General features: G+C 71.0%; 12 protein-coding genes. 10 read left to right on the top strand and 2 right to left on the bottom strand.

The window, feature by feature from the left end; translation table 11 throughout:
• The first annotated feature begins 34 nt into the window (after positions 1 to 34).
• A complete protein-coding gene (locus tag HUT12_RS22670; RefSeq protein WP_176094635.1) occupies positions 35 to 946 on the top strand; it encodes a RimK family alpha-L-glutamate ligase in 912 nt (303 codons plus the stop codon).
• 51 nt (positions 947 to 997) lie between these two features.
• On the opposite strand, the gene HUT12_RS22665 is transcribed toward HUT12_RS22670, so the two are convergent.
• Positions 998 to 1,969: a heme A synthase gene (locus HUT12_RS22665; RefSeq protein WP_176094634.1), complete on the bottom strand. Its 972-nt coding sequence runs from the start codon at positions 1,967 to 1,969 to the stop codon at positions 998 to 1,000.
• Positions 1,970 to 2,130: 161 nt separating this feature from the next.
• Here HUT12_RS22665 and HUT12_RS22660 point away from each other — a divergent pair, with 161 nt between their 5' ends.
• The 8 genes from HUT12_RS22660 (at position 2,131) to HUT12_RS22625 (ending at position 8,860) form a co-directional block, all read left to right on the top strand.
• Positions 2,131 to 2,862, top strand: coding sequence for a metalloregulator ArsR/SmtB family transcription factor (locus HUT12_RS22660; RefSeq protein ID WP_131054277.1), 732 nt, complete (start codon positions 2,131 to 2,133; stop codon positions 2,860 to 2,862).
• The gene (gene sufB, locus HUT12_RS22655; RefSeq protein ID WP_117227176.1) at positions 2,859 to 4,289 is read left to right on the top strand and encodes a Fe-S cluster assembly protein SufB; all 1,431 of its coding nucleotides are present in this window, start codon (positions 2,859 to 2,861) and stop codon (positions 4,287 to 4,289) included. Before HUT12_RS22660 ends, sufB begins: the two co-directional genes overlap by 4 nt.
• 82 nt (positions 4,290 to 4,371) lie before the next feature.
• The gene (gene sufD, locus HUT12_RS22650) at positions 4,372 to 5,517 is read left to right on the top strand and encodes a Fe-S cluster assembly protein SufD (RefSeq protein WP_131054270.1); all 1,146 of its coding nucleotides are present in this window, start codon (positions 4,372 to 4,374) and stop codon (positions 5,515 to 5,517) included.
• On the top strand, positions 5,517 to 5,843 hold the full coding sequence (locus tag HUT12_RS22645; RefSeq protein ID WP_131054271.1) for a non-heme iron oxygenase ferredoxin subunit: 327 nt from the start codon (positions 5,517 to 5,519) through the stop codon (positions 5,841 to 5,843). Before sufD ends, HUT12_RS22645 begins: the two co-directional genes overlap by 1 nt.
• Positions 5,843 to 6,616, top strand: coding sequence for a Fe-S cluster assembly ATPase SufC (gene sufC / locus HUT12_RS22640; protein ID WP_131054272.1), 774 nt, complete (start codon positions 5,843 to 5,845; stop codon positions 6,614 to 6,616). The genes HUT12_RS22645 and sufC overlap by 1 nt, the downstream gene beginning before the upstream one ends.
• Before the next feature lie 25 nt (positions 6,617 to 6,641).
• Positions 6,642 to 7,946, top strand: coding sequence for a cysteine desulfurase (locus tag HUT12_RS22635; RefSeq protein ID WP_176094633.1), 1,305 nt, complete (start codon positions 6,642 to 6,644; stop codon positions 7,944 to 7,946).
• 39 nt (positions 7,947 to 7,985) lie between these two features.
• Positions 7,986 to 8,462, top strand: a complete 477-nt coding sequence (gene sufU, locus HUT12_RS22630) for a Fe-S cluster assembly sulfur transfer protein SufU (protein ID WP_131054274.1) — start codon at positions 7,986 to 7,988, stop codon at positions 8,460 to 8,462.
• Positions 8,459 to 8,860 carry a metal-sulfur cluster assembly factor gene (locus HUT12_RS22625; protein WP_131054275.1) on the top strand — a complete coding sequence of 134 codons (402 nt, stop codon included), beginning with the start codon at positions 8,459 to 8,461 and terminating at the stop codon, positions 8,858 to 8,860. The genes sufU and HUT12_RS22625 overlap by 4 nt, the downstream gene beginning before the upstream one ends.
• Before the next feature lie 115 nt (positions 8,861 to 8,975).
• Here the strand turns inward: HUT12_RS22625 and HUT12_RS22620 are convergent, their stop codons facing one another.
• Positions 8,976 to 10,844 carry a S8 family peptidase gene (locus tag HUT12_RS22620; RefSeq protein ID WP_176094632.1) on the bottom strand — a complete coding sequence of 623 codons (1,869 nt, stop codon included), beginning with the start codon at positions 10,842 to 10,844 and terminating at the stop codon, positions 8,976 to 8,978.
• A 570-nt stretch (positions 10,845 to 11,414) separates the two neighbouring features.
• On the opposite strand from HUT12_RS22620, the gene HUT12_RS22615 reads away from it, so the two are divergent.
• The gene (locus tag HUT12_RS22615) at positions 11,415 to 12,071 is read left to right on the top strand and encodes a LysE family transporter (RefSeq protein ID WP_176094631.1); all 657 of its coding nucleotides are present in this window, start codon (positions 11,415 to 11,417) and stop codon (positions 12,069 to 12,071) included.
• The last annotated feature ends 95 nt before the right edge of the window (positions 12,072 to 12,166 follow it).

The raw sequence follows: 12,166 nt of genomic DNA, 5'->3' as shown, positions 1-12,166 counted from the left end.
ATCCGCACCAGAGACAGATAGAGATAGAGACAGATTGACTAACCACCACCAGTCGACCCGGGGGAAACCCCGGGTCGCTCTCGTCACCTGCACCGAACTGGCGGATCTGGAGCCGGACGACCGCCTCGTGGTCGGCCCGCTCGCCGCCCGTGGGGTAACCGCCGAGCCGGTCGTCTGGGACGACCCGGCCGTCGACTGGTCCGACTACGACCTGGCGATGCTCCGCTCGCCCTGGGACTACATGTCCCGCCGCGACGAGTTCGTCGCCTGGGCGACCCGGGTGCCCCGGCTGGCCAACCCGGCCGATGTGGTGCGCTGGAACACCGACAAGCGCTACCTCGACGAGCTGTCCGCCGCCGGTGTGCCGACGGTGCCCACCGCCTGGGTGCTCCCCGGCGAGCAGTGGCGACCGCCCGCCGACACGGGGGAGTACGTGATCAAGCCCTCGGTCAGCGCGGGCAGCCAGGACACCGGCCGCTACGACCTGGCCGACCCGGAACACCGGGACCTCGCCGTGGCCCACGTGCGCCGACTGGGCGCGGCCGGCCGGGTCGCCATGATCCAGCCGTACCTGCGCGCGGTGGACTCGGCCGGCGAGACCGCGCTGCTCTACTTCGCCGGTCCGGACGGGCCGGCGTTCAGCCACGCCATCCGCAAGGGCCCGATGCTCGCCGGGCCCGACCTCGGGGTGGGCGGCCTGTACCGGGCCGAGGAGATCAGCCCGCGTACCGCCGGACCCGACGAACTCGCGGTGGCGCAGCGGACCCTCGCGGCCGTGCCCGGTGGCCCGGAGCACCTGCTCTACGCCCGGGTGGACCTGATCCCGGGCCCGGACGGCGCACCGGTGCTGGTGGAGTTGGAGTTGACCGAGCCGTCGCTGTTCCTCGGGCACGCCGAGGGTGCCGCCGAGCGGCTCGCGGAGGCGATCATCGCCCGGATGGGCTGATCGTCGGGTTCCGGCCGGTGACCTGTCGGCCGGAACCGGTGGGTCGTCGCCTCAGGCGTGCGCGGAGACCGGCTGCGCGGCCGGGACGGCGCTCTCGTCCGGCGCCGGGTCCACCGGGCGGCGCTCCCGGATCGACCAGAGTACCGCCAACGTCGACAGCCAGACCAGGCAGGAACCGAGCATGTGCGCGCCGACCAGCAGCACCGGCAGGTTGGTCAGATACTGCACGATGCCGATCACGCCCTGCGCCAGTTCGACGGCGAGCAGCACCCCGGCCGCCCGCACGGCGCGGGCCGGCGCGCCGACCGCGCGGAGCGCCAGCCAGAGGCCGACGGTGAGACCGATCAGCAGGAAGACCAGGTCGGCGTGCACCTGGGAGATGGTCTGCGGATCGAGGCCGTTGCGGACGGCGTTCGCGTCGCCCGCGTGCGGGCCGCTGCCGGTGACCGCCACGCCGACCACGATCACCGCCGCACTGACCACCACGGTCAGCCAGGTCAGGGTGCGCAGCGCGGAGGGCACGACCGGCACCTTCGGCCCGTCCGGCTCGGTCACCCGACGCCAGAGGGCGTACGCGACGAGCAGCAGCGCCATCGAGACCACGAAGTGGATGCCGACGACCGAAGGGTGCAACTGGGTGCGGACGGTGATCCCGCCGATCACCGCCTGCGCCACGATCCCGAGGACCACCGCCAGGGCCAGCGGCACCACCCCTCGGCGACGCGGCCGGTGCGCCAGCGCGGCCAGCAGCATGGCGCCCGCGATCAGCACCAGCACGAACGTGAGCAGCCGGTTGCCGAACTCGATCACCCCGTGCACGCCCATCTCGGCGGTGGTGGTGTACGAGTCGTCGGTGCACCGGGGCCAGGTGGGGCAGCCGAGTCCCGAGGCGGTGAGCCGGACCGCCCCGCCGGTGACGACGATCACCGTGTTCGCGACGATGTTGGCGTACGCGAGTCGGCGCAGCAGGGTGGTGGAGACCGAGAACCGGGCGGGTCGCTTCACGGAGCGAATCCTACGCACCGTAGTTGACGCTGATCGGGTGACTCCGCCCGCTCGGTGGTTCGGATCACCGGACCCCGCGTTTGCAGGCGTCTGGCGAATTACGTAACGTGGGCGTTGTGAAAAAGGCGGCAGGGTTCCCCGGGTACCCGCCGACGGCCGGTTCGGCCGCCGGTGGCCCGGTGCCGCCTGCCACGGAACTTCCGCCCAGCTCGGAAGTGGCGCCCGCCGCCGACCTGTCGACCCGGGATCGGGTCACCCAGTTGCTGCTGGAGCGTCGCGCCGCCACCGCCGCCCAACTCGGCGACGCGCTGGGGCTCAGCCCGGCGGCGATCCGTCGGCATCTGGACGCGATGCTCGCCGACGGCGACGTGGTCGCCCGTGAGCAGACCGTCCGCGGCCACCGGGGGCGGGGTCGCCCGGCCAAGGTGTTCCTGCTGACCGACGCCGCCCGCAGCCGCTGCGGCACCCACCACTACGACAACATGGCCACCGCGGCGCTGCGGTGGATCGCCCGTACCGGCGGCTCCCGCGCGGTGGAGGACTTCGCCGCCGAGCAGGTGGCCGCGCTGGAGGCGCGCTGTCAGGCCGCCCTGAGCGACGCCGGGGACGATCCGATGGCGCGTGCCGAGGCACTCGCCGCGGCGTTGACCGCCGAGGGATACGCTGCCAGTGCGTCCACGATCGCTTCCGGCGGCCAGCTCTGCCAGCACCACTGCCCGGTGGCGCACGTGGCCGCCGAGTTCCCTGCGTTGTGCGAGGCCGAGACCACGGTGATCTCTCGCCTGGTCGGCACCCACGTGCAGCGCCTGGCCACCATCGCGCACGGCGACGGGGTGTGCACCACGCACATTCCGGGCTCGTCGCCTGCCCAGTCCGGTAAGACCGTCACCACTGTGAGGACAGATAGATGACCGAGCAGATCGTCCAGCCCCTGACCCAGGAGGAGCAGCTCGCCGCCCTGGGCAACTACGAGTACGGCTGGGCCGACCCGGACGTCGCCGGGGCGGTCGCCCAGCGTGGCCTCAGCGAGGCGGTGGTGCGGGACATCTCGGCCAAGAAGAACGAGCCCGCGTGGATGCTCGACCTGCGGCTGAAGGGTCTGCGGCTGTTCGGGCGCAAGCCGATGCCGGCCTGGGGCGCCGACCTCACCGGGATCGACTTCGACAACATCAAGTACTTCGTGCGTTCCACCGAGAAGCAGGCCGCCAGCTGGGAGGACCTGCCGGAGGACATCAAGAACACCTACGACAAGCTGGGCATCCCGGAGGCGGAGAAGCAGCGTCTCGTCGCCGGTGTGGCCGCCCAGTACGAGTCCGAGGTGGTCTACCACAAGATCCGTGAGGACCTGGAGGAGCAGGGTGTCCTCTTCCTGGACACCGACACCGCCCTCAAGGAGCACGAGGACGTCTTCAAGGAGTACTTCGGCACGGTGATCCCGGTCGGCGACAACAAGTTCGCCGCCCTGAACACCTCCGTGTGGTCCGGCGGCTCGTTCATCTACGTGCCGAAGGGCGTGCACGTGGAGATCCCGCTGCAGGCGTACTTCCGGATCAACACCGAGAACATGGGCCAGTTCGAGCGGACGCTGATCATCGTCGACGAGGGCGCGTACGTGCACTACGTCGAGGGTTGCACCGCGCCGATCTACTCCTCGGACTCGCTGCACAGCGCCGTGGTGGAGATCATCGTCAAGAAGAACGCCCGGTGCCGTTACACGACCATCCAGAACTGGTCGAACAACGTCTACAACCTGGTCACCAAGCGCGCGGTCTGCCACGAGGGCGCGACCATGGAGTGGATCGACGGCAACATCGGCTCCAAGGTGACCATGAAGTACCCGGCGGTCTACATGACCGGCGAGCACGCCAAGGGCGAGGTGCTCTCGGTGGCCATGGCCGGCGAGGGCCAGCACCAGGACGCCGGCGCCAAGATGGTGCACGCCGCGCCGCACACCAGCAGCACGATCGTGTCGAAGTCCATCGCCCGGGGCGGCGGCCGGACCTCCTACCGGGGTCTGGTGCAGGTCCTGGAGGGCTCGCACAGCAGCGCCAGCACGGTCAAGTGCGACGCCCTGCTGGTGGACACCATCTCCCGCTCCGACACCTATCCGTACGTCGACATCCGCGAGGACGACGTGTCGATGGGGCACGAGGCGACCGTCTCCAAGGTCAGCGAGGACCAGCTCTTCTACCTGATGAGCCGGGGCCTGAGCGAGGACGAGGCGATGGCGATGATCGTGCGCGGCTTCATCGAGCCGATCGCCAAGGAACTGCCGATGGAGTACGCCCTGGAGCTCAACCGCCTGATCGAGCTGCAGATGGAGGGCGCGGTCGGCTGACCCGCCCACCGGCGGGCCGGCTCGCGTCGGCCCGCCACCCTCGCACCACAGACCGTCGTCGTGAGAACAGACCAAGGACGAGATGACTACCCAGGCTTCCGCACCGCCGCCGAGCACCAAGTCGCAGGCGCTGCGCTCGTACGACGTCGCCGACTTCCCGGCCCTGACCGGCCTGGAGGAGGAATGGCGTTTCACCCCGCTCAAGCGGTTGCGCGGGCTGGTCGGTGACGGCCGCACCGCGACCGGCACGGTCCGGCACGAGTACGCCGACCTGCCCGAGGGCGTGACGGTGGAGCGCGTCGACCGGGACGACGAGCGGGTCGGCAGCGTGCTGACCCCGTTCGACCGGATCAGCGCGCTGGCGTACGGCGGTGCCGGCCAGGCGCTGCTGGTGCGGGTCGCCCGGGAGGCCGTCCCGGCCGGGCCGGTGACCGTACGGGTGGTCGGCGAGAGCGCCGAGGGGGTGGCCTTCGGGCACACCGTCGTGCAGGTGGAGCGCTTCGCCGAGGCGACCCTGGTGCTGGAGCACGTCGGTTCGGCGACGCTGGCCGACAACGTCGAGGTGACCGTGGCCGACGGCGCGAAGCTGACGCTGGTCACCGTCTCCGACTGGGCCGACGACGCGGTGCAGGCGCAGCACCTCAAGGTGAAGCTGGGCCGGGACGCCCGTGTGGTGCACGTCCAGGCCACGCTCGGCGGCGACCTGGTGCGCCAGTTCACCACCGTCGAGTACACCGACCGGGGCGGCGAGGCCGAGCTGTACGGCGTCTACTTCGCCGACTCCGGCCAGCACCTGGAGCACCGCCAACTGGTCGACCACACGGTGCCGGACTGCCGCAGCTACGTCGGCTACCGGGGCGCGTTGCAGGGTGACAGCGCCCGGACGGTCTGGGTCGGCGACGTGCTGATCCGCGCCGAGGCGACCGGCACCGACACGTACGAGATCAACCGGAACCTGCTGCTCAGCGACGGTGCCCGGGCCGACTCCGTGCCGAACCTGGAGATCGAGACCGGCGAGATCGCCGGTGCCGGGCACGCGAGCGCCACCGGCCGCTTCGACGACGAGCAGCTGTTCTACCTGATGGCCCGGGGCATCCCGGCGGCCGAGGCCCGTCGCCTGGTGGTACGCGGCTTCTTCGCCGAGCTGCTCAACAAGATCCCGGTCGAGGAGCTGCGCGAGCGGCTCGGGGAGACGATCGAGGCCCGCCTGACCAAGGCCGGCGCCTGATGATCCGTGTCTGCGCCGTCGAGGACGTGCCGAAGGGCACCGCGGTCAGCGCCGACGTCGACGGCACCGCGATCGCGCTCGTGCACGCCGAGGACGACGTGTTCTACGCCGTGCACGATGAGTGCTCGCACGCCGCGGTGGCCCTCTCCGAGGGGGAGGTGTCCGGCTGCACCCTGGAGTGCTGGCTGCACGGCTCCCGCTTCGACCTGCGTACCGGCGAGCCGAGCGGGCTGCCGGCGACCGAACCCGTACCCGTCTATCCCGTCGAAGTCCGCGACGGCGACATCTACGTCAGCCTGACGCCGAGTAATGGAGTGACCCGATAATGAGCACCTTGGAGATCCGTGACCTGCAGGTGTCGGTCAAGCTGCCCGAGGGTGAGCTCAAGCCGATCCTGGCCGGTGTCGACCTGACCGTGCGCTCCGGTGAGACGCACGCGATCATGGGCCCGAACGGCTCCGGCAAGTCGACCCTGGCGTACTCGATCGCCGGTCACCCGAAGTACGAGATCACCGGCGGGTCGGTCACCCTCGACGGCGTCGACGTGCTGGAACTCTCGGTCGACGAGCGGGCCCGCGCCGGTCTGTTCCTCGCCATGCAGTACCCGGTCGAGGTGCCCGGCGTGTCGGTGGCGAACTTCCTGCGGACGGCCAAGACCGCGCTGGACGGCGAGGCGCCGAAGCTGCGTACCTGGGGTGGCGAGCTGCGCGGTGCCATGGAGCGTCTGCACATGGACCCGGCCTTCGCCCAGCGCAACGTCAACGAGGGCTTCTCCGGCGGTGAGAAGAAGCGGCACGAGATCGTGCAGCTCGAACTGCTCAAGCCGAAGATCGCCATCCTCGACGAGACCGACTCCGGCCTCGACGTGGACGCGCTGCGCGTGGTGAGCGAGGGCGTCAACCGGGTCCGCGACACCGGTGACACCGGCCTGCTGCTGATCACCCATTACACCCGCATCCTGCGCTACATCAAGCCCGACTACGTGCACGTCTTCGTGGCCGGCCGGATCGTCGAGGAAGGCGGCCCGGAGCTGGCCGACAAGCTCGAGGAAGAGGGCTACGAGCGGTACGTCGCCGGGGCCGGGTCGGCGCGGGCCTGAGCCGAGGGAAGGGCCGGTCACCACGATGACCACCATCGCGATCCCGTCCGGGATGCCGCAGTACGACGACGTGCCCGGCTACGACGTGGCGGCGGTACGCGCCGACTTCCCGATCCTCGATCGGGAGGTCAACGGGCATCCGCTGGTCTACCTGGACAGCGCCAACACCTCGCACAAGCCGCGCCAGGTGCTCGCCGTGCTGGACGAGCACTACCGCCGGCACAACGCCAACGTGTCCCGGTCGGTGCACACCCTGGGCACCGAGGCGACCGAGGCGTACGAGGGGGCCCGGGCGAGGATCGCCGCGTTCGTCAACGCGCCGAGCGTGGACGAGGTGGTGTTCACCAAGAACTCCACCGAGGCGATCAACATCGTGGCGTACGCCTTCTCCAACGCCTCGCTGCGCGCCGACGGCGACCCGCGGTTCCGGCTCGGGCCCGGTGACGAGGTGGTGATCTCCGAGATGGAGCACCACTCGAACATCGTGCCGTGGCAGTTGCTCTGCGAGCGGACCGGTGCGACGCTGCGCTGGTTCCCGGTCACCGACAACGGCCGGCTGGACGAGTCGGGGCTGGCGGACCTGGTCAACGAGCGGACGAAGATCGTCTCGCTGGTGCACATGTCCAACATCCTCGGCACGGTCAACGCCACCTCGCGGATCACCGCGCGGGTGCGCGAGGTGGGTGCGCTGCTGCTGCTGGACTGCTCGCAGTCGGTGCCGCACATGCCGATCGACGTGGTCGACCTGGACGCCGACTTCATCGTCTTCACCGGGCACAAGATGTGCGGCCCGACCGGCATCGGGGTGCTGTGGGGGCGGGCCGAGCTGCTGGCGGCCATGCCGCCGGTCTTCGGTGGCGGTTCGATGATCGAGACGGTGTCGATGGACGGCTCGACGTACGCGCCGCCGCCGGCCCGCTTCGAGGCGGGTACGCCGCCGATCGCCGAGGCGGTGGCGCTCGGTGCGGCCGTGGACTACCTGACCGGCCTCGGCATGCGGGCGATCCAGTGGCACGAGAAGCGGCTGACCGCGTACGCGTTGGACGCTCTGGCCACCGTGCCGGGCCTGCGGATCTTCGGTCCGGAGGTGCCGGTGGGTCGGGGTGGCACGATCTCGTTCGACCTGGCCGACGTGCACCCGCACGACGTGGGGCAGGTGCTCGACTCGCTCGGCGTGCAGGTGCGGGTCGGTCACCACTGCGCCCGTCCGGTCTGCCGGCGCTTCGGGGTGCCGGCGACGACGCGGGCCTCGTTCTACCTGTACACCACCACCGAGGAGATCGACGCCCTGGTCGCGGGTCTGGAACAGGTGCGGACGGTGTTCCGGTGAGCCGGGCCACGCCGGGCGAGTCGACGGGAGGTCGGCCCGATGCAGCTTGAGTCGCTCTACCAGGAGATCATCCTGGATCACTACAAGCACCCGCACGGCCGTGGCCTGCGGGACGCCGCCGACCCGGCGGCGCAGGTCGGCGAGGCGCACCACGTCAACCCGACCTGCGGCGACGAGGTGACCGTCCGGGTGGCCACCGACGGTACCGTGCTGCACGACGTGTCGTACGACGGCATGGGCTGCTCGATCAGCCAGGCGTCGGCGAGCGTGCTGCACGAGCTGCTGACCGGCCGCGACGCGGCGGCGGCGTTCGAGGTGCACGAGGCGTTCGTGGCGTTGGTGTCCGGCCGTGGCCAGGTCACGGCGGACGAGGAGGTGCTCGGCGACGGGGTGGCGTTCGAGGGTGTCGCCCGCTATCCCGCCCGGGTCAAGTGCGCGCTGTTGCCGTGGATGGCGTTCAAGGACGCCGCGGCACGCGCCGGTGTGGGCGCGAGCCCGACGGAGGTGAAGGCATGACCGAGGAAACCAGCACGCCGGAGAACGGGGGCGTGGCCACCGAGGCTGCCGCGCCGGTCGCGGCGACCGGCGGCAAGGCCGCCGCCGCCGACATCGAGGAGGCGATGAAGGACGTCGTCGACCCGGAGTTGGGCATCAACGTGGTCGACCTGGGCCTGGTGTACGGCGTCCACGTCGACGACGACAACGTCGCGACCCTGGACATGACGTTGACCTCGGCGGCCTGCCCGCTCACGGACGTGATCGAGGACCAGACCCGCCAGGCGCTGACCACCGGTCCGGGTGGTGGCCTGGTCAACGACATCCGGATCAACTGGGTCTGGCTGCCCCCGTGGGGGCCGGACAAGATCACCGACGAGGGGCGCGACCAGCTCCGCTCGCTCGGCTTCAACGTCTGACCTGACGACACGGCGCCCGGAGCCCGGCCGATGGCCGGAACTCCGGGCGCTGTCGTGTGTGCGCCGTGCCTTCTGTGGTGTCGGGCGGTGTGACCCGCCCGACGCGACAGTCAGGTCACAGGCTCAGCGTCCAACTGTCCAGGTAGCCGGTGTCGGCGCTGGCGGAGTCCTGGACCCGGAGCTTCCAGGCGCCGTCGGCGGCCTTGCCGGACAGGTCGCGGGTGTAGGTCTGGAAGATGTTGTCGGCGCTGCTGCCGGTGCGGTTGTGCAGCACGTACGCGGTGCCGTCCGGGGCGATCAGCGAGACGGTCAGGTCACCGATCCAGGTGTGGAAGATGCGCACCTCGACCGTGCTGGCCGCGCTGGCGGCGCGTCCGCACCCGTGGATGACGATCGTGCTCTCCACGGTGCTGTTGTCGTTGATCGGGTAGTCGGTGGCGTTGCCCTGGGTGCAGCCGGGCGGGCCGTTGACGGTGAGCGTGAAGGTGGCGCCCTGGGTGGTCTCCGGCCCGGTGCCCAGCACGGTCACCGTGTAGAGGCCGGGCACGGTGCCGGCGGCGGCGCTCAGGGTCAACGTGGCGGTGTCGCCGGAGGTGACCGTGGTCGGGCTGAAGCTCGCGGTCACTCCGGCCGGCAGGCCGCTGACGCCGAGCGCGATGCTGTGCGGAGTACCGACCGTGGTGGTGGTGCCGACCGTGGTCGTGGTGGAGCTGCCCGGGTCGACGGCACCGGCCGCCGGGGTGAGGGTGAGGGCGAAGTCCTGGGTGGGCGGCACGATGTTGCCGGTGTAGAGCAGCTTGTTCGGGGAGCCGACGCCCGGGTTGGTGACCACGTTGTCGGTGGCGTCGGCGACCAGCAGGTCGCGGATCTGCTGCGGGCTGTAGCCGGGGTTGGCGGCCACGGCCAGGGCGGCGGCGCCGGCCACGTGCGGGGAGGCCATCGAGGTGCCGTTGATGGTGTTGGTGGCGGTGTCGCTGCCGATCCAGGCCGAGGTGATCGTGCTGCCGGGGGCGAAGACGTCCAGGCAGGTGCCGAAGTTGGAGTAGCTGGCGCGGGCGTCGGTGCTGGTGGTCGCGCCGACGGTGATCGCCTCGGGGGTGCTGGCCGGCGAGTAGTTGCAGGCGTTGGCGCCGCTGTTGCCGGCGGCGACGGCGTACACCACGCCGTCGGCGATGGAGCGGGCGACCGCGTCGTTGGTGGCCTGGTCGCGGCCACCGCCGAGGCTCATGTTCGCCACCGCCGGCTCGCCCGGCTGGTGATCCGCGGTGACCCAGTCGATGCCGGCGATGACCTGCGCGTAGGTGCCGCCGCCGCCGTTGTCCAGCACCCGTACGCCGACCAGGGTCACGCCCTTGGCCACGCCGTACGCGGTGCCGCCGACCGTGCCGGCGACGTGGGTGCCGTGACCGTTGCCGTCGTCGGCGCTGCCGCCGTCGATGGCGTCGAAGCCGGAGACGGCACGCCCGCCGAAGTCGGTGTGGGAGAAGCGGATGCCGGTGTCGATGATGTACGCGGTGACGCCGGTGCCGTCGTTGGGGTAGGCGTAGCTGTTGTTCAGCGGCAGCGAGCGCTGGTCGATGCGGTCCAGTCCCCAGGACGGGGTGGGGGACTGGGTGCCGGCGATGCTGACGGTGCGGTTCTGCTGGACGTACTCGACGGACGGGTGGGCCGCCAGCCGCTTGGCCGCTCGTTCGGTCAGTCGGGCCTCGAAGCCGCGCAGGGCGTCCTGGTAGGTGCGGGCGATGCTGCCGCCGTGCCGCCCGGCGAGGGTCTTGGCGGTGGCCCCGACCTGTGCCCGGCTCACCGCCGAGTCCTTGAGCACGACGATGTACGAGTCGGCGACGGCGGCGGCGTCGCCGGCGTGCACGATCGCACCCTCCGCGGGGGCGGCCTGGGCAGGTGCGGCGACCGCCACCAGGGCGAGTGTGGCCGCGGCGGTGAGGGCGAGGCGCCAGGGACGCCGGGACGGCTGGGAGAGGAGCATCTCCCGCCTCCTTTCGATGCGCAGCCGGACCGTTTGTGACGGGCCGACCGGTGACCGTGGAACGGACTGACACAGATGGTAGGACCTCAACGCATCGAAGTTGAGAGATATAATTCGTCCCGCGAATCGCGTAGCATGGTGGATTTCAGCATCCACGATCTTGAATCATTTACCCGAAACAAGCCGGAAACGTCGGTCATTGGTGGGTGGCAGAGCTTGTCCGTTGTGGATGGTCTTCGACGTTCCGTGGTCAGGACTTGTTCCGGTTGGCGAGTCGGGTGTGTCCGCTACTGATCCACATGATTCGACCAGGAACGATTGTCGGGCGGCAATTCGTCGCGGGGGATGTTCGCAATTCGGTCCCATTGACGAGACGCGTGGATAGATGGCCGTGACGCGTCCGCCGGGACACCCGGTGGGAGCCGCCCGTAAATGCGTGGCACCCGTCGGGCGGGGGACGCAGGATGGCGGCGTGCGAACGTACCCGATGATGCCCCGCCCGGTCGCCGTGCCCGTCGCCACGGGCCGACAGCCGGTCGCGCCCGGGTCCCCGCCACCTGATCCGCTGTCGTGACCGGCGCGTTCCTGGCCGGCGTGGTCGCCGGCTACGGCGTCGCCATTCCGGTCGGCGCCATCGCGGTGCTCATCGTGGGGCTCACCGCCCGCACCTCGTTCCGGGTCGGTGCCTCCGCCGCGCTCGGGGTGGCCAGCGCCGACGGCCTCTACGCCGCGCTCGCGGCGTTCGGTGGCGCGGTCGTGGTCGGCTGGCTCGCCCCGCTCGCCACACCACTGCGGCTGGTCGCCGTCGCGGTGCTGCTCGCCCTCGCCGCACACGGCGCGTGGCGGGCGCTGCGCCCCACCGGCCCGACCCGGCCCGCCGTGGACGCCGACGGCCGTCCGGCCCCCGGTGCCGTGCGGCGAGGGCTGGACACCCCACTGCGGGCGTACGCCGGCATCCTCGCGCTGACCCTGCTCAACCCGGCCACCGTCGTCTACTTCACCGCACTGGTGCTCGGTCGCGGCGGCCGGTACGGGTCCGGGGCCGGCGCGGCGACCCTCTTCACCCTCGGGGTGTTCCTGGCCTCGGCCAGTTGGCAACTGGTGATCGCGGCCGGTGGCACGCTGCTCGGCCGGACGCTCACCGGTGCGCGGGGACGCCTGGTCACGGCCCTGCTGTCGAGCGCCATCATCGCGGCACTCGCCGTCGCCCTGCTGATCGGCGGCTGACCCTCCGAACGGGACGGTCGACGGTGTGACGATCCGGTGACAGTCGCGTTGCGACCGGCGGCGGCGGTTCCCTTCCAGAGGATCTTCCCCTGTTC

The sequence above is a fragment of the Verrucosispora sp. NA02020 genome (assembly GCF_013364215.1).
GTDB lineage: Bacteria > Actinomycetota > Actinomycetes > Mycobacteriales > Micromonosporaceae > Micromonospora.
This window is presented reverse-complemented; position numbering and strand designations above follow the sequence as displayed.